A 21,350-nucleotide genomic window follows, 5' to 3' on the forward strand; every position below is an offset into this window, starting at 1 on the left:
TGATCCGTGAAGCTAGAGGCACTAAAGAATATCCTTAGTAGAAGGCAGAGTGAATGGCATCGTGTTGTTTTTCCGCGCAGGAAAATTAATTTATTAAAATATCTCCTTGGAGTGTTCATTTTTGTGCTGACAGCTTTTTGTGGAATGGTGTCTAATGTTATTCCTCCACTAATAATTAATATTCCTGTGGTGTATCGCTCTGTCAGTTTTAATGGTTTCGTTAATCTAATCATCATCATTTTTTGGGCGGTATCCATTTATAAAAGTATAAGGCTCTACTTTAACTTTGTTGAGAATCCTAAATCATGGATTGCGAACAATTTAGCTTATATGATTGATACTTTGAAATTATATGACGAAGAATACTTTGAATCTATTAAAAACGATAAAGTTGTTAGGGAAAAGCGAATTGTCAGAGTAATCCGTATCCAATATAGGGAAACAAGTAGGCATGTGGTCGTAAGAATTTTACGTGATGGTGACAGGTTTACCAAAGAAGCAACGAAACTAGGAGAGAATTTAGAAGCTGCTTTAGGCTTGGAACTAGACTCTACCAATAAGTCAGTAGATTATGCTGAATATGTATTTTTAAAGTATAAAGATGAACGTATAGATTTAAATTCTACTGTAACTAGCTTAAATGATTCAGATGAAATCAAAATAACGGGCAACATATCTTATGAGCTTCATAAGGTCCCCCATTCTCTTATTGTAGGAGGCACTGGATCGGGAAAATCATTCTTTATATTAGGTAAAATTGTTAATTATCTTAAGTTAACTCCGCAAGCTGATTTGCGAATTATAGACCCTAAAAAAGCCGATTTGAGTCTGTTTAGATTTGTTACTGGATTTGAAAATAAAGTTGCAACTGATGCCAACCAAATATGTCGAATTCTTAGGGAAACTGTCGAATTGATGGAACGAAGATATACGGAGTATTTTAATGATATATCAGCTTTCGGAAAAACGTATCGAGATTTCAATTTGCCTGTCGTTATTGTGATATTTGATGAATTTTCAGCTTTTATGCATTCAGTGGATAAGAAAATTGCTAAAGAAGCATTAGATTATGTATTTACTCTAGTAATGAAAGGTAGACAAGCAGGAGTAATGATCGAGATCCTTATGCAACGTCCATCGGCAGATGATCTACCTACAAATATAAGGGCACAAATGGGGTTTAAAGCTGGGTTAGGTGCCATGGATTCTATTGGTTATAATATGATATTTGATACGAAAAATGTTGAATATAAGACTGTCACAGAAAAAGGTGGAGGTTACATACAACTAGATGGCAAACACACTTCTCCAGTTTATTTCGAAACGCCGTATATAGACAAAGATTTTGATTTTATAGCAGAAATAGAAAAACTAATGATTCAGAGAGTAAATTAAGTGTTTAATGCTATTCTTGTCAAACAGCTATAGCCAATATTGACCGTCAATTTTTGTGAAGGTTTGAGGCGGTGGCAGAGCCATCCGAACGGAGTGGTCGAAAACGTTCAGAAAAAGTGATGGCCAGTTGAGCGATTTTTGCTCAACATGAATCGAAAAATAGGGTCGCACCAGTTGGGTAACACTGGTGAATCTCCCTCAACTAAAATGCTCGAAACCTTTGGTGCTCATGGGTTAGAAGGCTATGCGAAATCCCGAGAGTTGGGGGTTTCTAAAATGATAAAGAGGTGTCTGTAAAAATGGGAAAACTAATATTAAAATCGTCTAAGTTACATTCGTTAAATGACTCGGAAAATGTGGATTTAGCTGATTTCCACTTTGATATTAAACAGTTTAAGATTCCTGCAGCCATGCTGATTCAGAAAGACGGCTTTACTACTCGTATTGAAAAAGAAAAAAATCTAAATGGAGAGTTAGTTGAAACTGGAAAGTATTCTGTCACATTTAAAGTATATGATCGTCCATTTATCGAACTCGTCTTACAAAATGGCGGTACTGAGATTGGCTCTCCTATTACTATAATAGTTGAAAAACAAGATAGCTTACCTATTTTAGATGATTATGAAGATGGTGAGTTCATTCCGATTTCTTTTGCAGGACTAAAAGTGAAACCTAAAAAGGTTCAAAAGAAAGCCTTTGTTGGGCAAGGTAAGCCAATGATTGATACATGGCAGTATTCAGAGCTTAAAGTTGAGGCTGATAGTTATATTATTGGTGAAGCACATGAGCTTAAATCGAAGTAATCAGTGTCTTATTGATTACTTTCGTTGTTCAATTCCGAATAGTGAATTTCCAATCGTTGCTAATGAAATTTTAGGAATCCCTATTTCTGAATTTTCTTCAGAGATTAAGGGGTCGCCTTATCCAACATACGATAGGTGCATTAGCTTTGCGAATATAAAACTCCACTCTTCAGGAAATCATGGAAGCATTCTTGTAGATATGTCAGGACAAGCTTGTCGACAGTATGAGGAATACATGTCAAGAATTGATGGATGGCATTGGTACAAATTTGTATCGTTTATTTTAGGAATACAAGGGAAGGTATCAAGGATAGATTTGGCATTAGATATATTCGATAATGCTTCTCCATCTGTAAAAACGCTACAGGATTATGTGAAACGAGGGCAGTTGAGTACGAAAAGCCATAAATATGTTGAAATAAATAGTGGAAGGATTCTTGATGGGAAACTAACAGGATTTACGTTGTACGTAGGATCATCTCCTCAAATTTTACGAATTTATGATAAGAAACAAGAAAGGCGAGATAATGCAGATGAAGTTGTGAACGTTGGAAAATGGGTTAGATGGGAATTGGAGTTGACAGGAAACAAAGCAATGTTAGTTGCTCTTCAAATCTCAAATGGGAAACCATTGAACGCTATAGTTAAAGGTGTTCTATCAGCACATTATTGTTTCAAGAGGCAACCTAAGAATGTTAGTGAGTTACATAACAAAAATAGGCTTCCTACAATGAAATGGTGGGGAAAATTTATAGAAGGTATTGAAGAAATACCTTTGAAAGTACAGCGTGAAAAGTTAACTTTAAAGAAAAAGAAAAAATGGGTTGAACATTCAACTGTAAAGTCAATAAGTATGATCTATGAATCATTTAGGCGAGTATACGGTGAAAAATATGCTGAGGAATATTTGAAAGAGTTAGTACATATAGGGAAAGGAAAAATCACTGAGTCTGATCAATCATTAATCGAGCAACGTGTTTTAGAACTTGTAAGCGAGGATGAATATTAGTGTGGAAAGGGATATGTGTGATGGGTACAACAATTTGTAAAGATGATTTAATAAAACTAGGCTATAAGAAATATCAAGCTATTTCGCTAATTAGGCAGGCAAAAGCAATCATGGTACAAAAAGGTTGTCCGTATTATAACAACAAAAGGCTGGGGAGAGTACCGAGGGATGTGGTTGAATCAATTTTAGGAGTTTCCCTTTTGGCAGAAATGAGTAACTCCTAATGAAAAATAAAACGCAACAAACAACGAAATACCCTGGTGTATATGTTGATGATAAAGGAAATTTCTTTTATCAATCGGAATTTGGTATTGATCGAATTACGGGAAAACGAATACGTAAGAAGGGAAGAAAAGATGTTAATGGCAAGCCTTTTGCTTCTGCATTTGAAGCAAACAAAGAATTAACTAGATTAAAAAGAGAGTATCATAAGGTTAACAGTTATTCTAACTATAAAATGACTTACGAACAATTTATGAATAGTGTGTACATACCTTATTATCAAACAAATGTTGAGGAAAGTACATTCTCTGTTCGAAAAAGAATATTGGAGAAGATCAGGGATAGATTTGCTTCTATCCCTCTTCGTTCAATTTCAGTAGAAGACGTACAGCATTTTCGGACATGGTTATTAACAAGTAAAGAAAATGGTGGTGCGGGGTATTCACAATCATATGCAAGTCTAGTATTTGGAACGTTCCGTAAAAGTTTAGATAAAGCTGTTGAAATGCAATATTTAGAATACAATATCTCGAAAAAAATAAAGGCAATTCCAAAAGGAAAAGCAATAGTTCCGTATTGGATGAAACAAGAATTTGAAAAAGTGATAAGTCAAATCTATATCGGAGATTTTTATGAACATTTGAATTTCGTAATGGTATGGGTTTATTACATGACAGGAATTCGTGTGAATGAAGGGACGGCTTTACAGTGGAGTGATATTGATTTAATAAAGAAGCGTCTTCGAGTTCATCACATGCTTATTATGAAATCTAGAAAGGATTGGAGAAGAAATTCGTATACGAAAACAGAAGATGGTAAAAGAATAATTGCACTTGATGATGACACAATAACAATTTTAAGCGAATGGAGAAGCAGACAGCGCAAAATAGGGTTGGGTAAAGAGAATGATTTTGTTTTCAGTTATGACGGACTGCCTATGATTAAGTCAACCATAGGTCGAATTATTGCACGTTATGCAAAGCTTGCGGATGTGAAAAAAATACAAGCTAAAGGATTGCGTCATTCACATGCCTCGTATCTTATAAATGAGTTTAATGTGTCAGTACTTGTTTTGTCACAACGTATGGGTCATTCAAGTCCGGAAATCACTTTGAAACATTATTCCCATATGTGGGTTGGTGCTGATACTATTATTACTGAAGCAATGACAGGGAACATTGATATCAGAACTGCTGAAAGAACAAAAATCAAGTTTAATGGAAATCAAGCATTAAACAAAAGTAATGTAAGAGGATAAAATTAGTTTGGCTAACAAATTCTTCGAGGTTATAATGATATTGATGTGAATGTTGTATTATTGAAGCGGATGTTTTGAATTATAAAATAAATAAACCTAAATATTTCTATAAAGGGGAATTTTTGTGGATCATATAAAATTTAAACAAATCGCTGAATCTTTAAGGCAATATAGAAGAGCTGAACTTAGAGACTTTGAAGATGAAATTGGTGTCGATCCAGTTAATAAAATATACGTGGATCCCCTTCCCGGAGATGCGGTATTAAATTCAATATTGTCAGGAAATACAACTTTTCTACTGGGAAGAAAAGGAACGGGGAAAAGCACAGTATTTTCAAAAGCACAGCTTTCTATGAAAGAAAAGAGGAATATAATTACTATCTATTTAGATGTGAAATCTCTTTATGATATGATTCCTAATCAACAATTATCAGATGAAGCAATTCAAAAAGAAGGTATTAGTGAAGGTGCATTTAGAGCCCATATTTTAAGAAAGTCGATGCTAGGACAAGTTATTTCAGATTTACTTAAGGAAATAAAATATGCCTGCGAAAATTTGTCAATTTGGGAACGCTGGAGTGGGAAGAAAAAACAATACGATGAATTAACGAAAAGTCTAGGGGAAATACAGGCTAGGGTAAAGAACACTAAAATGGAATCACATGAACTACCAGTACTACAAAGAATTACAACGCAAATAAGATCTAAGACCCAGAAAGAGAATGCTCAAACTACAAATGCAAAAGCATCAGCTCAAGCTCAATATAAAAATGGGTTACCATCTGGTGGTGCAACTGCAGAATCAACAATAACTGATTTTGATAAATCATTGGATGACAATGAAATTTATAATGAATATTCAGATATGGTCTACAAGTCATTTCCCTTTAATGAGATAATATCGGAAATCCAAACCTTATTGAATGAATGTGGGTTATCTAAGATGGTTATTTTTCTTGATGATTTTTCTGAACTCAATTTTGTAGACCAGCGATTGTTTGTTGATGTCATTTTATCCCCACTTAATAACTCTAGTAATGAGATGATTAAATTAAAAATTGCAGGCTATCCAGGTAGAGTTTATTTTGGGAAAATTGATCCTAATAAGGTAGATACAATTAATTTAGATTTCTCTGAACTATATGAATCAACTGAAGTTCAGGAAATGGAGCGATCTGCAATCAGTTATACTGCTCGGTTATTAGAGACCAGATTTAAAACATTTAATGTAAATATAGAAGACTACTTTGATTGTTCTTCAAACGATATGAATGAATATTATAAGTTATTCTTCCAAGCTTCATTTAATGTTCCGAGAATAATTGGACATTTATTACATGCATGTTATTTGGATAGAGTTTCTAAAGGAACTAAAATTAATTTACAAGCAATAAGGTTAGCGTCACAGAAATATTTTGAGCATACTGTAAGTTTATATTTTGATAAGTTAAACCGTTTTGCACTTGAACCCTTTGAAAATAAGTTAGATCGTTTTAATCAAAAAGCTCTTCTCGATACCCTAATAAAGGAAGCAAGGGAGACTCGTAAGAAGATTTTAAGCGGGGAGGTTGGAGGGAATTATTTCTCTAATATTTCCAATCCTCCTACAAGTCATTTTATTGTTACACCTACATTTAATGATTTTTTTGCTTCACTTGAATCAAATTTCTTTTTATCAAAATATAAAAATACTAGGGATAAAAATGGACAGCAGGTTATAGTCTATGCTCTATTTTTAGGTTTAGTTGAAAGTGAGAGAATGAATTGGGGATATCCTTCAGGAAGGGAATATCGAAATTATTTCGTCCAGCGTTGTTTTGACTACACTCGGGTTGTTCATCACTACCTTTCAAGTAATCAAACCATTGAATGTAATAATTGTGGAACTTGCTATCCTTTAGAAAAAAAGGATAGTTTTGAAATGTTCCATTGGAGATGTCCAGAATGTTCAACTGGGGAATGTTCGGTTGTTTATATTGCGGATAATTTTAAAGAAGAGTTTACTGAATTAGATAAAGACATCATGCTAGATCCTATTGAATTAGAAATATTATCAACATTATATACTGAGGAAAGAAAAATGAGGGCTGGAGAAATATCTCATTTAATTGATAGTACCCATCAGTTGGTTGGTAAAAGAACGAGTAAACTTAAGGATTTAGGATTGATTGAAAAAACAAGGGAGCATCAAGATAAAATAGTAAACGAGATTACCACAAGAGCAAAAAAACTATATTTTGACAATTGAAAAAGAGCAGGCATAAGATAATTGCATTTCCCACCGAACACACCACCAAGACAAAGGGTTTTTTCAAGAAGTGCTGTTGTTTACTAGAAGAGTGAATACCAGCAACTGTTGAGTGGGAATAGATATAATAGAGCTAGAAACCTTTGTGTATCAAGGGTTTCTAGCTCTTTTTTATGTTTAATTGCACTTTTTCCTTCCATTTTATTGTGTGAATTCATCACTCCATCCTTTACACACATCAATCCATTGTGTATAACCGGAGTGTTTTTCTAATTGTTTTATTGTGAGTTCAATAGCACTGTTACTGCTCCCGCAGGCTGGATAGACTGTCTCAAAACGTTTGAGTGACATATCTAAATAAACAGAAACGCCATTCTTTATAGCAAAAGGACATACTCCGCCAATTTCATGACCGACCAAGTCAACGACCTCATGAGGAGGCAGCATTTTCGCTTTTGTTTTAAAATATTCCTTGAATTTTTTGTTATCAACCTTTGCATCACCAGAGGTCACAACTAAAATAGCCTGTCCATTTACTAGAAAGGAGAGTGATTTTGCGATTCTTTCAGGTTCGCAGCCCAATGCAGAAGCAGCCAAGTCTACGGTTGCACTAGATACTGAAAATTCCTGAATTCGAGTATCCATTTCATATTGTTTAAAATAATCTTTTACTTTCTTGATTGACATGATGATTTCTCCTTTTTATTCGTATTCATTTGAAGTTTGCTCGACTTTATTATTTAAACGGTATTGATATGGTGTTAGGTGATACTTTTTCTTAAATAAACGAATGAAATGCTCTACATTTTGATAACCAACGGCTGTCGCAATATCATTTATTTGTAAATTACTGCTGGTTATCATTTCGCAGGCTTTTTCCAGTCTTATTTCTTGTCGAATCTCACTAAACGATTTGCCAAGTTTACGAGCTATATATTTTGACAGATAAGATTGTGAAAGGTTAAATTTCTCTGCCATCTTCTGGAGTGTTATATGCTCACAACATTGCTGAATATATTGAAGCATTTGAATCATACGTATATCACTATATTGTTTGACCTGAATGACGTTCATATGATTTGGTTTGAATCTTAATAAGAGACATAATAATATCTCAAACAGATTATTCATAATCAACTGGTATCCAGGAAACCGATTGTGATTTTCTGTGAAAAGTTGAAGAGAGCAGTCTAGTAAATGTTTATCCAAGTGACTATGGAAAATAAGAATATGTTTATTTTCTTTTATATACAATGCATTCAAAAAGAACTCTGAAATGACATGATTTCCTTTTAACATTTTAAAAAACACTTTTTGAAAAGTACTTTTACGGATCATGATTTGGATTGCGATTGTATTCTCCATTACAATTGGCTTGTGTATTGTGTTAGGTGGAATAAAGGCAATATCTCCTGATTTTAAAGTCATTTTTTTATCTTCCACTTCTACATACATCTCATTTTCCAGAACATAGATCATCTCAAAGAAATCATGGATAGCCGACAATTGAGGCATAAAACGGCTATACTTTCTCACTTCGATATCTTTCTCCTGACCTAACCACATGGTATCCTCTTTTTCAAATTCGTTCTGCCCTCTTAGCAAAAATTCTTCTATATATATTTGCTTTTGCATGAAATTGTTTTGATCATAATCCTTCAAAAATAATTGCAATGATTGATTGTCATGCTTTTTCTGTTGGTATTGTTGATAAAAGATTTCTTGTTCGTTATATTCTCTTAAATATTGCATCGCTTCATGTTTTTCAAGTGTATCTGTTTCCATCTACATCCAAACCTCTAGTTTATTTACTGCAACCACCAAGGCCTTTACTGTTGCTTCTATAATATCTTTATCAATTCCAGCACCCCAATGCATTTTTCCTTGATATGAAATACCAATCTGAGCACAGGCTGTTGCTTGAGAATCCTTGCCCAAAGAATTCTGTTCATAGACTTCCAAATCATACTCGAGGTGAAAATGTGCTTTTAACGCATTACTGATTGCATCTAAACTTCCAGTGCCAGTTCCTTGTATGTCTATTTGTTGATGATCTCTCAGCAAAGTTAAGGTGACTTCCTGCTTCTCTCCTTTATGAAATTGATAATCAAGCAGCTGGAAATGAGGGTGAAAATTAACATACTGCTTTTCAAAAACATGATATATTTTTTCGACAGACAATTCCCTATTTGTCTGATCAGATACTTTCTTCGCTGCATATCCCATGGCTTCATTCATTTGATAAGGAAGTTGAATGCCATAATTTGTTTCTAGGATATAGCCTATGCCGCCTTTTCCAGACTGGCTATTGATTCGAATCACATCCGTTTGATAATTCCTCCCCAAGTCAACTGGATCTACTGGGATATACGGAACGTCCCATTTTTCAATATTATTTTCTTTTCTATATTTCATCCCTTTAGATATCGCATCTTGATGTGAACCAGAGAATGCGGTGAAAACCATCTCCCCAGAATATGGCTGTCTCTCATGAACAGTAATGTTGGTTAGTTTTTCATATTTTTTACGAATCGCTTCTAGGTTATTGAAATTCAATTTTGGATCGTACCCTTGTGAATACATATTCATCGCCAAGGTAATCAAGTCTACGTTCCCTGTACGTTCACCGATACCAAATAATGTACCTTCGACTCTTTCGGCGCCAGCTAGCACACCAAATTCTGCATCACTCACCCCAGACCCGCGGTCATTATGAGGGTGAACAGATAATGTCACACTGTCTCGGTAAGATAGATTTTTGTGTATATACTCAATTTGACTTGCAAAGATATGAGGCATTGAATATTCAACTGTTGTCGGAATATTGATGATCGCTTTATGATGTGGTGTCGGTTTCCAAATATCTAAAACACTATTACAAATATCTAATGCATAATCAACTTCTGTTCCTGGAAAGCTTTCAGGACTATATTGAAAATAAATATCGCTTTCTGTTTTTTCGGCCAGTTCTTTTACTAAAATAGCTCCATCAATGGCAATTTGTTTAATTTCATCTTTTGATTTTTTAAATACTTGTCTGCGCTGCGCTTCTGAAGTCGAATTATATAAATGAACAATCGCTTTCGGTACCCCCTTAATGGCTTCGAAGGTTCGACGGATAATGTGCTCTCTCGCTTGCGTGATCACCATAATCGTGACATCGTCTGGAATCATATGATGATCAATCAGTGTCCGTAATAGCCTAAACTCCGTATCATTAGCAGCTGGAAATGCGATTTCGATTTCTTTAAAACCGATCTCTACTAGTAACTGAAACATTTCCAATTTCTCTTCTAAGTTCATAGGAATAGGTAATGCTTGATTACCATCCCGTAAGTCCACACTGCACCATATCGGAGCACGTTCTAATGTTTCTTTCTTCACCCAATCATAAGTAAGGTTCGGTGGCAAAAAGTATTTCTTTTCGTATTTTTTGTGGTTAAACATCATCGATTCCTCCTGTAATTGGAAATAAAAAAAGCCTATCATCTCCATGATTGAACTTGGAGACGAAAGACTTCTTCTTACGCGGTACCACCCCTGTTTCATGATAACTTTACATTATCATGCCCTTATTCGGATACAGATTGTTTGATCTTATATCCTTCCCATATAACGGTGGGGTGCCGACCTTAACTACATCAATCCTTTTCATTTCACTAAGGCTACTCTAAGGTGAGTTCCCTACCTTTATGTTATTGCTTCTCATCAACCAGCAACTTTCTGAAAACATTTCGGCAAGTACTATTCCTTATCATCGCATTCTAATTTTTCTGATTTTTTCTATTATACCAAGATGACAAAAAAGTGATAGTGGTAGGGATATCTTTTTTAATTGATTTTTTTTGTCCTGTGGGTGTCCATCTTTATTTTATTTATGTTTTAATGTGGTATTCTCTTCACCAAATAAAAATCCAAGGCCCCAAATAAAGGTGAGTGAATTCATAGCGAACAATAAAATAGCACCCATTTTTTTCATGGCAATTAACCTCCTCTTAAATTCACTGGTTCATCCTCTAAATGATCCACAGTATTTTGTTCTGTCACTGGTACACTTTCATCTACCGTTTTAAAACTAAGTTCGTCCATCCAAATGTGACCTGGGTTTTGTAGTAAAATGCCAAACGCAATGACTTCACTTTTGACTGGAACAGATTCCATCCATTTGTTCCTGTAATAGGACGGTTCATCATATTGTCAAACGCAAGAATTTCATCTGAAGAGTGGTCAATCCTCATCCATAAACAGCTGATCCTTTCACATCTTCGCTTTTGACAAAGGCAGAAAATTGAAGGCGTTCTCTTCGGTAACGATCAGACTTAATTTGCTGTATCAATGTTGTGAAACCTCGAGCTTTTTTATCTTTTGATTTTAAATAAGCGGAGTTAGTCCCACTGTGTACAATTCTGTTATCCAAACCTGTTTCATAGTCAGATGGGGTATCCTTGTCATAATCCATCTAGCAGGTGTGTTCTGATGATCAGCCATATTTGTTTCCTCCTCATCAATGACATTCCTTAATAACTTCCGATAATGTGCGGGTGACATGTCATATATCATCTTAAAGGCTCTAGGAAAGGATTCCTGTGAACCAAAACGATAATGCAATGCGATATCGATCGCCCTTTGGTCCATATGAATTAAATCCTTCGCCGCTTGGGTCATTCGACGTTCCCGTATATATTCAACAACTGACTTTTTAATCACTTTCTTGAAAATACGGTGAAAATGAAACCTAGAATAACCAGTGTGTTTCGCTAGAGTTTGAAGCGTTAAATCATCTTTCAGATGCTGTTCAATATAATTCAATGTTTCTTGAATCGTTTTCTCATGTTCTTGATATGACAACCGAGCACATCCTTGCCTTACGAGTTTAGTATAGCGGAAATGCTTTTTAGGAAACTTCACTTTTTGTGCTATGTTGCGATTGTAGAATGGATCTTTTAGTCCTAGGTATCCGTGGACTGGTTGAAATTTCTGTAGAAAAATTAGATATCGTCCGGGAATTGGATGCAATTCTACGTAAAGGAATTTCCTTAGCTTCGGTCTTGGATGACGAAAGAACATACTAACTACACAATTGGCCTCCGCGCTGTATGACGAGTGACTGGGCAAGAGTATCCTTGAAGAAGTGCTTGAGAAGATACCAAATCGTATCGTCAAGGAAGCATGATAACCGCGGGGTATATGATATAACGAGTAAGACCTGCGCGATAGAGTAGAAGTAAGATGGTAACTTAAATGATATTTAATGGAGATTTGTGAGTTTAAAGGTGATTTTCCAAATATAAATTTGTTATCTATGAATTTCCAACCAAATTTCAATATTATGTGAAGATCATCTGTGTAAATTTTGTGATTTTTATCATAAAAATATTCTGCAACGTAAGTTCATTTTTGTGAAGTGTTGTATAATTGTAGTAATCTGGTAATCAATAGTCGAGTAGGAGGGCAATATGGTTGACGAACGGATGAGTAATAACAATGATGAATTAGTAAAAACACTTAGAAAAATGGCTATTACAAAGCAGTTGAATTTTTTAATTGGTTCAGGTAACTCCTTTCCTGCTATACCTTTAATGGGAATGATTGATGAGAAAGATTATGAAAAAAGAAATGAAAAATTAAAACAAAAAGTTAAAGCAGTAAGTAAAGATTTATTAAATAATGTTGAAGAATGTAGCGAAATATCTATTACATTGAATAATTATATAAATTTTCTTTCAACTATAATAGATATACTTAACATGTCAAATTCAAGGCAAACTACTCGTACAGCAAATCTTTTTACGACAAACTATGATTTATTCATTGAGAAAGCTTTTGACAAAGTACTAAAAAATTATAGATTTGTGGTTAATGATGGTGCTAGTGGTTACTTTGAAAGAGAACTTGATGGCTCTAATTATAATCGAACTGTATCATATAAGGGATTAAACGATAATTATACAAATGAAATACCATCACTTACACTAATAAAACCTCATGGTTCTATGAATTGGGAAATAAATAATGATTCAGTGTATATTAGAAATAGTGTTGTTGATAATCCACTTATTGTAAAACCTACAGGATATGAAGAACAAGAGACGTTTTATAATAATCATTTTCATGAGATGCTTAGGGTTTTTCAGTTAGAGCTAGATAAGCCACAAGCAGTTTTATTTGTAATTGGATTTTCTTTTCAAGATAAGCATATTGCAAAGATGGTTAAAAGAGCTATTCAAAACCCAGAATTAATGGTGTATGTTTTTGGGTTCAGTGATAATGATAGAGCAACCTTTTTATCAAATTTAGGATGGAAGGGTGAACGAAGTAATTTTACTATTTTAACTCCTGAAAATTTCTGTGATGAATATAAAACAAAAAACATAATTAATGATGAAGAGATCTGGCACAGTTTTAACTTAATAAATTTAACTGATCTATTTTCTGGTATAAGGTTGGAGGACTTAAAAGATGGAAAGTCCTAAGAAAAAATTAGGAGTAATTACTTCTGTTGATAGTGATGTATCACAAGTTGGAATGTACAGCATGTCAAATGACGCAGAATTCATTTGGTATGGTGAAATATTGGCAGGACCAAAAATTGGAGCTTATCTTACTATTAATCAAAATGAGATTAAAATAATAGTAACTGTTTCAAATGAGAAAGTAATTGATCAACAAAACTCAATAAAAAGTACTGAATTTGATAACAGATATTCTAAAAATTCAATAAATAGAATTGTTTCTGTGAAAACTAAAGGAGTCATTGAAGATGGGAAATTTCAAGTAACAAGTCAATACGTACCCATGATTGGTAATGAGGTCTCTCTCACTAGTATAGAAGAGTTGAAAATTATTTATGGAATTGAAAATAATGAATCAACAATTAAAATTGGAAAATCAATTTTAGAAAATCAACCAATTCAATTATCAATTAATAAGTTTTTTGCTTCTCACATAGGTATATTTGGGAACACAGGAAGTGGAAAGTCTAATAGTTTGCATAAATTATATTTGGAGCTGTTTAGATCGAAATTTTATAATCAAATGATAAATAAATCTCAATTCTTTGTAATTGATTTTAATGGAGAATATTCATCATCAGAAATTGATGGAGCGACTCAAAAAGGGGTTTTTGGTGTTGATGAAGAAGATAAAGAAATCTTTGAAATTAATACTCGAAATCTGTGCGAAGGGAGAAAATTACCAGTTAAAAAGAAATACCTTTTTGATGCAGACATTCTATCAATCCTTTTTGATGCAAGACCGGCTACACAAGTACCTTTTCTAAGAAGTTCGATAACCAGATTTAATGAAGTTTCTCATGAGACCAATTTTTGTTTTGGTGTATATGCAACAGGAACTCTTAAGAAGATATTAACATCTGGCAAGTCTGCTAATCAGGATAGTTTGCAAGACTGGATAGACACAGCAAAAAACTATTTGCAAGACTCCTCTCTGTTTTCAGAATTAGACCAAATTGTGCAATATAATACTGGGGATTATAGTATTCCCTCATTAAAAATCTGGTTCAATAGTGGTTCCGAAGAGGGAATTTCGCAAGATTCTCTTAATAGATCAAAAATTCAAGCAATATCTGAAAGTCTTACTATGTGTTTTAAGCGTATGGAAATTACACCACTAAACCAATTGAAAATATTTTTAGAATTTCAGCGGGTCCATCGAACTGCTTGGGGTAAAGTAAATCGTGAACATTTAAATCCGTTGTTTAGCCGAATCAATTCATCTTTTCAGAGTCTTGAGAAAGTTATTGAAGTAAAAGATAAGGCTATCGACGATTATAAAATGATAAATATTATTTCACTTGTTCATGCAAATCAAGAAATCACTCGTTTAATCCCTATGCTATTATCTAAAATGATATATGATGAGCAAAAAAAAATAGTTTCGGGAAACAGTGTTAATCAAACTAAACACTTAATTATTGATGAAGCTCATAACATTTTAAATTCTGAGTATAAGAATAATGGAGATGACTGGCAAGATTATAGATTAACTATTTTTGAAGAAATTATTAAAGAAGGGAGAAAGTTTGGTTTTTACTTAACTTTATCCAGTCATAGGCCCGCAGATATTTCACCCACGATTCTTTCACAAACACATAATTATTTGATTCATCGTTTAGTGAATGAGAAAGATTTAAGAATGCTTGAAAACACTATGCCTACACTTGATAAAAGTTCGTATCAGATGATTCCTAGTCTAGGACAAGGTGAAGCGATTATAACAGGTAATGCTATGCAAGTTCCTGTATTCGTAAAAGTTGATAAAGAGAAATCACTCCGGCCAGCTAGTGATGATATCAAGCTTACTAATTTGTGGATTGAAACGTAAAATAGTATAAAGTTGTACTAAAGATGAAATATAGCAGATAAAAGAATATACTAAAGATTTATATACAGAGTATAATTTAATTTTAGACATTATAATTCACTTTTATGGCCTATGTGACAAATATAAAATTGTGGTGCTTTGGCCAAGTCAATTCCTTCAATATAAGGAATTGGCTTTTTCAGTTTTTGGTGCTCAGTCCAAATATATGCAAATGAAACCTTTCAAGGAATTAAAACGTAAAAATATAAACGTAATGATTTTAATAAAATAGGAGGTAGACTGTTTGGAATTAAATAATTTGAAATTACTTTATAAGGATATGAAAAGTAAAAATATTGATCGATCTAAATTTGAATTCTTTTTTAAGGGAGTACTATTTAAATGCCTTTTTCTTGTTGATAAATCCCCATTTAAATTAATATTAGCAGCTAGAGGAAAGAATTTTTATTTAGAATTTGAAGTTAAACAAGGTTTTAAAGTTAACTCTTACATAGAAAAAGATAAGTATTATCGATTATGTGAGATATTAGGTTTAAAGAGAGATGATAATAATAAATTTAGCACTAATGCTTTTCTAAATCATATTAATGACAGAGTTCCTCATAATATATCAGAAAATAATCGTCTTGTTCCCGCAGATATTGCTCCCTATCGAAAAATTGTTGAAGAAGAAAATAAAATTTATTTTTTAAAATGGATTCCTCATGATGGTATTAAATCTAACGCCAAACCTGAAAATTTAGAGAAAACAAGATTGTTAATTGGAGAAGAAGCTTATCGAACGTGTAAAGAAAGGAACATAAGTAGTGGCTGGACAGACAATCCTAAGTACGCAGGTAAATTAATGAGAGACTTCCCTAAAAATAAATCGTAAATTAAAAAAAGGCGATGATACTACGCCTTTTTTTAATGATTTTTAACTTAGATGCAAAATAAAATATAAACATCTAGTTTGAGTTAAACTAAGGTTTTGACGAGAATAGATCAATTACAGAGAAAATGTGTTATTTGAAATCGAGTGCTTTGGAATAAGTTCATCACATAAAGCAAAATCTAACCCTGAGGTTAATATATTTCAGACTATTTTTATCTCTCCATAGTAGCTTTTTTGTTCTTTTAACCGTATAGAGTTTCTTGAAACACTTGCGACTATTCAGATTTTTCCAACGTATCTCTACCTATATCATCTAAATTAGTTGTGAATTAAGTGGTTTATTTATGACCTGTTTAACTCATAAAGAATAGATAAAAGCGATACATAGGAAAAGGCGTTACATATCATTTCTGTCACTAGTTTCAAGTAACATCTAATAATTTATTCTATTATATTTACTAATAATCAAAGACAGAATTACTAGAAGGTCATCATATCTATTATATAAATCTTTGAGTTAAATAATATTGTGAAAGTAAGCCGTATCAATTCTTTTCTCCTGCTTACTGCATTCGATCATTGTAGAAAATAAATTTATTGACGATGGTTCGCATTTTTAATCTTCTCCACAACACCACCGCAAGAACAAGCAGAATGACACATTGAACCGAGAGCAAAAGCATTTGCATTCCGACAGGCGTATTTCCACTTGTCATCTGATCCACGATATTATGAACCGCGTGCCATACGATCACCCATTGCAGGCTGTTCGTGAGTGCAACGATTTCAGCTGCAACGAATCCAAATAAGAAGGCGAAGAGGATTTGTGCGACGGTTAAGGTGATGCTTTTTCCGCTTAGTAGATTCGCAGCATGACCAAGTCCGAATAGTACGGCTGAGCCCCATATGGCAGTGCTCAAGTTGATTTGTTTTAAATATTGGAACAGAATGCCGCGAAAAATTCCTTCTTCAAAAAGACTGACACACACCATGAAGAAACAAAGTGCCAGAAAGGAAGAAACAGTTAAATCCTTGTTGAATCCAGTAATAAACGGAATGGCCTCGATGATCAGGATCGGAAATATCCACATACCGAGAGATCCTTTTCGAAAACCTATTTCTTTCAAGTGAAAACGACTTTTTTGAATAATGAATAGAAGTAAAAGACATCCTGCTAGCATGGCACAGCCATTGATGAGATAGATGGTCATTGGGTCGGTTACTTCTTTGATGGATAGATAGACACCTGCGCTTGTTGGAATGATTAAAGAAAAGAGCAGTAGAAGTACTGATTTTCGAATGATTGTGATTGGTTTCATGTGTTGATTCCTCCTCTAACGTCAGAGTAATGGAATCAAGCAGAAGTCACAATGAAATCTTCCTAACCTGTCAATTTTTAGCCCTAAGATGCACATTAAGATGTTGTTCGTTTCTTTCGCTGCTGTAAAAGATCGTTGATTTCCTCAGCGGTTGCTTGATCTTTTTTATACAATAGGTACTTGATCACAAAGAATAAAGCCATGACCACAAGGAAATTCACGATAAACGAAAGGGGGCTGATTTCACCGCTGACGATGATGATGGTGGTCATAATCATACACATCACAAGGACGATATATAGAATTTGTTGAAAAAGAATCCGTTTATGGCTGTACGTTTGTTTTGGGTATAGCAAGAAGGTCAGGGCGCTTGAAAAAAAGGAACTGAACATGATGGCTTGTAAAATATAGATGGGCATCGTTCCAAACGTGAAACAGTAAATCAATACGAGTGCAGTAAAGATCATACAAAATGTGATCAAAAGATTTGTGATATAACGTTTCATCCTGTTCACTTCCTCCGTAATCCAAGCTTCTCTTTTAATGCTTGGATATAAAAACGTGAAATCATTACTTTTTCTTTATTTGTAAGGCTTGCTTCAAAACGGCCACTCGTTTTAGGAGAAATAGCGGCAATAGAATCTATATTCAGAATCATCGATTTTGAAATCCTGACATAATCATGCGCTTCAAGCTGTTCTTCAAGTTCAAATAGCTTTTCCCTTAAGAGAAACACTCCATCTGACGTATACAAGAACGATCTTTTATCAACGCTTTCTATATATAAAATGTCGTGATAATAGACCTTTTTCACTCTTTCTTTCGTAGGTTCTTGTGCTAAGAAATAGGGAGCTGACTGCTCCACTTGCTGGACAAGTTTTTCAATCGCTGGATTGAGTTCATAAATGTGAAAAGAAACATACTCTGGTTGCGGCTTTTGGATGAAATGAATATCCGTTTTCATTTGTTTCTCCTCTGTCTAATAGGATTTTTCGTAATCTCTCTTCAAAATTGAATACATATACACATCATCGAATCCTTTTTGACCCAATTCATACTCTCTTAATAAACCCTCTCGTACAAAATGTATCTTCTCCAATAATTGAACAGAAGACGTATTTGCTGGATCAATGATGGCTTCAATCCGATTCAAGTTCATCTCCTGAAATCCATACCGCAACACCGCAGTAATCGCTTCCTTCATGAAGCCTTTTCTCCAATGATCGTGGTGTAATTCAAAGCCAATTTCCGTACGGCGGTGCTGTTTTTCTAGATTGAGAAAGCCGCAGCTGCCGATGATGGTAGGGTTATCTTTTAAAGAAATGCCCCAGCGGATGCCTGTTTGTTCTTTGAAGATATTGTCATACCACTTGATTTCTCCTTTTGTGTCTTCGATGGTTTCATGTGCATCAATGCCCGTATAGCGGCACACGGTTTCATTGGATAAATAGATGTGCATATCCTCAGCATCTGCGATCGTTGCTTGTTTTAAGATCAGTCTTTCGGTCTGTATCGTTGGAAATGTTTGTGGAAAAGTAATTTTGTTCATGCATTTATCCCCCATGTGATGTCTTTTGTTCTGTACATGCCTTACAATAAAAAACCCCTTCACTCCTCAGCCAAGCCTTTACCTCTGTCATTCCTTTTCTCTTTGGATAGACCAGCTTGACGTACACTTCTTCGTTTCCTTCTATTTTTTTCTGACAGCTAGCACACGTGGGTTCTTCGAATCGAAACAATCGACATACTCCTTTTTGTAGATATTTCTTCAATTATATCAAATATCCAACTTGTTCTTTCGACTCCATTCTTCACTTTCTCTATTTTTATCCGACATATGCTAAGTAAAAGAAATTTCCGAGTGTTGAAACCGTTTGAGAGAAACCTTGCTCTAACAGGTGTAGGAGGTGTGGATGAGATGAAGCAAGTGCGTCTAATTAAAAAAGCAAAAAAAGGGAATGTCCCGGCATTTGAGACATTAATGCTGATGTATCAAGAGCGTTTATATAAAACGGCTTTTTTCTACACAAGAAATAAGGAGGATTCGTTAGATGCTGTTCAAGAGACGGTCATTAAAGCATTTAAACATTTATCTGGATTAAAAGAACCGGCTTATTTTTCTACATGGCTGACTAGGATCTTGATTCATACGATTTTTGCGATGAAGAAAAAGCAGCAAGATGTTGTTCCGTTTGAACAGCATCATGAGAGCGTTGAGCGGCATGATTTTTTGGAAGACAAGCTGGATTTAAAAAATGCACTAGATGTGTTAGATGAGCAATATCAGCTCGTGATTCAGCTATTTTATTTTCAAGATTATTCGATTTCGATGATTTCTGAACAGATGGGTGTGCCTGAAGGAACGGTTAAAACTCATTTGTATCGAGCAAGAAAGTTATTAAAGCAAACATTGGAGAAGGAGGAGAGTGTCGATGGAACGAAAAGAAATGAAAAAGCTTTATGAAGAGATTGATGTACCAAAGGTTGAAGTGACCTCTGTGATTCGTCAAGCAATGGGAGATGTGAAAGCGGAAAAGAAAAGTCATTGGTTCACATGGAATTGGAGAACGCCAATATATTCTGCCATCGTACTAATCGTTCTTTATTTTTCATCCGGCTTCCTTTTTCCTTCTCTTAATACAGCGATGGCTCGAGTGCCGTTTGTTGGACAGTTATATATGATGTTTCACGATAAAGTAGGAATGTCTCTTTTTCAGAGTGAGTTGGTGAAGCATGTGAATGAGGGGGCTGAATCAAGAGGGGTTACTGTGAAAGTGAACAGTGTGTATTATGATGCCGGGCGGCTTGTTTATACGTTTACTGTGGAGAATTTTCATACAAAAGAAGATTTTATACCGATCAAAATTGATTCTGATCAAATCAATGAAAATTTTCAACCCAATATAAATAGTACAGAGTTGAAAAAATTAAAAGATGGTCGATATGCTGGACGAATGGAATTTTTTACAAATGGACAGACGATTAAACAAGGTCAAAAAGCACAACTCGTGATTTCGAAAATTGGAGATATTGTAGGGAATTGGCGCTTTGAATTGCCTGTGGTTAAGCAAAAAACCACCTTATTAGCAGGACAAAAAGAAGTATCTATTTTAAATGGACATTATCAATTGAAAGATATAAAGGTGGAAAATGGAGTGAATTCCTCTGTGATTCAATATGCGATTGATTACAATGGTGTTGCAAAAGATGATGAGATTTTAATAGATAGAATGAGAGATAATTTAGGAAATAAATACAGACTGGAGACTGGGACAAGATTTGAGGAAAAACAACTTTCAAACAAAAAAACTAGGATAAATCATATGACAATCTTAAATCAGCCAATCGATCCAAAGGCGACAGAACTAACATTTTTCACTACTTTATGGGTAGAACATGAAGAAAGTAAAATCATTCCCCTCCAGACGAAGCTGCCTATTCAGTTCAAGACAAAGCATTATGGGATTGGGATTAAAATTAATAAAATTGAGCAAAAAGGCCGTTCTGTGATAGTAGATTATCAATTTACTGGAGTAGATCAGGAAGAATTAGATGAAGATGTGATGAAGAATGTCGGCGGATCAATTGGATTAGGCGATGTGAAAAAAATGAAATCATGGTCAGACCCTGAAGCAAATTACGAAAACGGATATTATTTAAAGGGGAACGATGCAAAGGTGACCAATTTACAGACAGCTTCTATGCAATCCACCTTTTATTTTGATGTGAAGGAGTTAGAAAAACTGTCGTTAAACCATTTTTCATTTAAGGATTATGGGCTGTATCTTGATCTGTCAAATCTGAATCTGTTGGCACCACAAAAAGATATAACGGTAACCATTCCAGTCAAAAAAGAAACATCAAAAGCTAATCGATAAA

Annotated in this window: 21 protein-coding genes and 1 other annotated feature; of the genes, 11 read left to right on the forward strand and 10 right to left on the reverse strand. The window is 34.3% G+C overall.

Going from position 1 to position 21,350, the window contains the following annotated elements; genetic code table 11:
- Positions 1-6: 6 nt before the first annotated feature.
- The 6 genes from NST57_RS03415 to NST57_RS03440 all read left to right on the forward strand — a co-directional run bounded on the left by NST57_RS03415 (position 7) and on the right by NST57_RS03440 (position 6,935).
- The gene (locus NST57_RS03415; protein ID WP_231101354.1) at positions 7-1,395 is read left to right on the forward strand and encodes an FtsK/SpoIIIE domain-containing protein; all 1,389 of its coding nucleotides are present in this window, start codon (positions 7-9) and stop codon (positions 1,393-1,395) included.
- A 299-nt stretch (positions 1,396-1,694) separates the two neighbouring features.
- A complete protein-coding gene (locus tag NST57_RS03420) occupies positions 1,695-2,198 on the forward strand; it encodes a hypothetical protein (RefSeq protein WP_061418145.1) in 504 nt (167 codons plus the stop codon).
- The gene (locus tag NST57_RS03425) at positions 2,179-3,207 is read left to right on the forward strand and encodes a replication initiation factor domain-containing protein (protein WP_061418148.1); all 1,029 of its coding nucleotides are present in this window, start codon (positions 2,179-2,181) and stop codon (positions 3,205-3,207) included. Before NST57_RS03420 ends, NST57_RS03425 begins: the two co-directional genes overlap by 20 nt.
- A 20-nt stretch (positions 3,208-3,227) precedes the next feature.
- Positions 3,228-3,431 carry a DUF3173 domain-containing protein gene (locus NST57_RS03430; protein WP_056705756.1) on the forward strand — a complete coding sequence of 68 codons (204 nt, stop codon included), beginning with the start codon at positions 3,228-3,230 and terminating at the stop codon, positions 3,429-3,431.
- Positions 3,431-4,687, forward strand: coding sequence for a tyrosine-type recombinase/integrase (locus NST57_RS03435; protein ID WP_061418152.1), 1,257 nt, complete (start codon positions 3,431-3,433; stop codon positions 4,685-4,687). The genes NST57_RS03430 and NST57_RS03435 overlap by 1 nt, the downstream gene beginning before the upstream one ends.
- A 124-nt stretch (positions 4,688-4,811) precedes the next feature.
- Complete coding sequence (locus NST57_RS03440) at positions 4,812-6,935, forward strand: ArsR family transcriptional regulator (protein WP_061418155.1); 2,124 nt, start codon at positions 4,812-4,814, stop codon at positions 6,933-6,935.
- A gap of 201 nt (positions 6,936-7,136) precedes the next feature.
- Here the strand turns inward: NST57_RS03440 and NST57_RS03445 are convergent, their stop codons facing one another.
- From NST57_RS03445 to NST57_RS03465, 5 genes are all read right to left on the reverse strand, one after another.
- Entirely contained in the window at positions 7,137-7,622 is a 486-nt protein-coding gene (locus NST57_RS03445) for a YbaK/EbsC family protein (protein ID WP_142154224.1), read from the reverse strand.
- A 15-nt stretch (positions 7,623-7,637) separates the two neighbouring features.
- A complete protein-coding gene (locus NST57_RS03450; protein WP_341298042.1) occupies positions 7,638-8,720 on the reverse strand; it encodes a helix-turn-helix domain-containing protein in 1,083 nt (360 codons plus the stop codon).
- Positions 8,721-10,382 (reverse strand): 2-isopropylmalate synthase, encoded by a 1,662-nt coding sequence (locus tag NST57_RS03455; RefSeq protein WP_341298043.1) that lies wholly within the window; start codon positions 10,380-10,382, stop codon positions 8,721-8,723.
- 55 nt (positions 10,383-10,437) lie between these two features.
- Positions 10,438-10,702, reverse strand: a binding site (T-box leader).
- A 217-nt stretch (positions 10,703-10,919) separates the two neighbouring features.
- On the reverse strand, positions 10,920-11,096 hold the full coding sequence (locus NST57_RS03460) for a hypothetical protein (RefSeq protein ID WP_341298044.1): 177 nt from the start codon (positions 11,094-11,096) through the stop codon (positions 10,920-10,922).
- A gap of 210 nt (positions 11,097-11,306) precedes the next feature.
- On the reverse strand, positions 11,307-11,783 hold the full coding sequence (locus tag NST57_RS03465; protein ID WP_341298045.1) for an AraC family transcriptional regulator: 477 nt from the start codon (positions 11,781-11,783) through the stop codon (positions 11,307-11,309).
- A gap of 608 nt (positions 11,784-12,391) precedes the next feature.
- On the opposite strand from NST57_RS03465, the gene NST57_RS03470 reads away from it, so the two are divergent.
- The 3 genes from NST57_RS03470 to NST57_RS03480 all read left to right on the forward strand — a co-directional run bounded on the left by NST57_RS03470 (position 12,392) and on the right by NST57_RS03480 (position 16,152).
- Positions 12,392-13,408 carry an SIR2 family protein gene (locus tag NST57_RS03470; protein WP_341298046.1) on the forward strand — a complete coding sequence of 339 codons (1,017 nt, stop codon included), beginning with the start codon at positions 12,392-12,394 and terminating at the stop codon, positions 13,406-13,408.
- A complete protein-coding gene (locus tag NST57_RS03475; RefSeq protein WP_341298047.1) occupies positions 13,395-15,278 on the forward strand; it encodes an ATP-binding protein in 1,884 nt (627 codons plus the stop codon). Before NST57_RS03470 ends, NST57_RS03475 begins: the two co-directional genes overlap by 14 nt.
- Before the next feature lie 283 nt (positions 15,279-15,561).
- Positions 15,562-16,152, forward strand: coding sequence for a DUF6037 family protein (locus NST57_RS03480; RefSeq protein ID WP_341298048.1), 591 nt, complete (start codon positions 15,562-15,564; stop codon positions 16,150-16,152).
- 563 nt (positions 16,153-16,715) lie between these two features.
- On the opposite strand, the gene NST57_RS03485 is transcribed toward NST57_RS03480, so the two are convergent.
- The 5 genes from NST57_RS03485 to NST57_RS03505 all read right to left on the reverse strand — a co-directional run bounded on the left by NST57_RS03485 (position 16,716) and on the right by NST57_RS03505 (position 19,210).
- Complete coding sequence (locus NST57_RS03485) at positions 16,716-17,471, reverse strand: CPBP family intramembrane glutamic endopeptidase (protein ID WP_341298049.1); 756 nt, start codon at positions 17,469-17,471, stop codon at positions 16,716-16,718.
- Positions 17,472-17,566: 95 nt separating this feature from the next.
- Positions 17,567-17,977 carry a hypothetical protein gene (locus NST57_RS03490; protein WP_046526935.1) on the reverse strand — a complete coding sequence of 137 codons (411 nt, stop codon included), beginning with the start codon at positions 17,975-17,977 and terminating at the stop codon, positions 17,567-17,569.
- A gap of 5 nt (positions 17,978-17,982) precedes the next feature.
- On the reverse strand, positions 17,983-18,435 hold the full coding sequence (locus tag NST57_RS03495) for a LytTR family DNA-binding domain-containing protein (RefSeq protein ID WP_341298050.1): 453 nt from the start codon (positions 18,433-18,435) through the stop codon (positions 17,983-17,985).
- Between the two features lie 15 nt (positions 18,436-18,450).
- Complete coding sequence (locus tag NST57_RS03500; RefSeq protein WP_341298051.1) at positions 18,451-19,020, reverse strand: GNAT family N-acetyltransferase; 570 nt, start codon at positions 19,018-19,020, stop codon at positions 18,451-18,453.
- A gap of 4 nt (positions 19,021-19,024) precedes the next feature.
- A complete protein-coding gene (locus tag NST57_RS03505) occupies positions 19,025-19,210 on the reverse strand; it encodes a Fe3+ hydroxamate ABC transporter substrate-binding protein (protein ID WP_341298052.1) in 186 nt (61 codons plus the stop codon).
- A 179-nt stretch (positions 19,211-19,389) separates the two neighbouring features.
- Between NST57_RS03505 and NST57_RS03510 the strand changes: the two genes are divergently transcribed.
- Entirely contained in the window at positions 19,390-19,935 is a 546-nt protein-coding gene (locus NST57_RS03510) for a sigma-70 family RNA polymerase sigma factor (protein WP_341298053.1), read from the forward strand.
- On the forward strand, positions 19,904-21,349 hold the full coding sequence (locus NST57_RS03515; RefSeq protein WP_341298054.1) for a DUF4179 domain-containing protein: 1,446 nt from the start codon (positions 19,904-19,906) through the stop codon (positions 21,347-21,349). The genes NST57_RS03510 and NST57_RS03515 overlap by 32 nt, the downstream gene beginning before the upstream one ends.
- Position 21,350 lies beyond the last annotated feature (1 nt).

The organism is Bacillus sp. FSL M8-0077, assembly GCF_038050255.1.
Taxonomy (GTDB): Bacteria; Bacillota; Bacilli; order Bacillales; family Bacillaceae; genus Bacillus; species Bacillus altitudinis.

Coding starts and splice junctions, on each gene's coding strand:
- NST57_RS03510 (WP_341298053.1), top strand. CDS start 19,390: ATGAAGCAAGTGCGTCTAATTAAAAAAGCAAAAAAAGGGAATGTCCCG.
- NST57_RS03445 (WP_142154224.1), bottom strand. CDS start 7,622: ATGTCAATCAAGAAAGTAAAAGATTATTTTAAACAATATGAAATGGAT.
- NST57_RS03500 (WP_341298051.1), bottom strand. CDS start 19,020: ATGAACAAAATTACTTTTCCACAAACATTTCCAACGATACAGACCGAA.
- NST57_RS03515 (WP_341298054.1), top strand. CDS start 19,904: ATGGAACGAAAAGAAATGAAAAAGCTTTATGAAGAGATTGATGTACCA.
- NST57_RS03475 (WP_341298047.1), top strand. CDS start 13,395: ATGGAAAGTCCTAAGAAAAAATTAGGAGTAATTACTTCTGTTGATAGT.
- NST57_RS03425 (WP_061418148.1), top strand. CDS start 2,179: ATGAGCTTAAATCGAAGTAATCAGTGTCTTATTGATTACTTTCGTTGT.
- NST57_RS03460 (WP_341298044.1), bottom strand. CDS start 11,096: ATGGAATCTGTTCCAGTCAAAAGTGAAGTCATTGCGTTTGGCATTTTA.
- NST57_RS03470 (WP_341298046.1), top strand. CDS start 12,392: ATGGTTGACGAACGGATGAGTAATAACAATGATGAATTAGTAAAAACA.
- NST57_RS03455 (WP_341298043.1), bottom strand. CDS start 10,382: ATGTTTAACCACAAAAAATACGAAAAGAAATACTTTTTGCCACCGAAC.
- NST57_RS03435 (WP_061418152.1), top strand. CDS start 3,431: ATGAAAAATAAAACGCAACAAACAACGAAATACCCTGGTGTATATGTT.
- NST57_RS03420 (WP_061418145.1), top strand. CDS start 1,695: ATGGGAAAACTAATATTAAAATCGTCTAAGTTACATTCGTTAAATGAC.
- NST57_RS03450 (WP_341298042.1), bottom strand. CDS start 8,720: ATGGAAACAGATACACTTGAAAAACATGAAGCGATGCAATATTTAAGA.
- NST57_RS03430 (WP_056705756.1), top strand. CDS start 3,228: ATGGGTACAACAATTTGTAAAGATGATTTAATAAAACTAGGCTATAAG.
- NST57_RS03495 (WP_341298050.1), bottom strand. CDS start 18,435: ATGAAAACGGATATTCATTTCATCCAAAAGCCGCAACCAGAGTATGTT.
- NST57_RS03490 (WP_046526935.1), bottom strand. CDS start 17,977: ATGAAACGTTATATCACAAATCTTTTGATCACATTTTGTATGATCTTT.
- NST57_RS03485 (WP_341298049.1), bottom strand. CDS start 17,471: ATGAAACCAATCACAATCATTCGAAAATCAGTACTTCTACTGCTCTTT.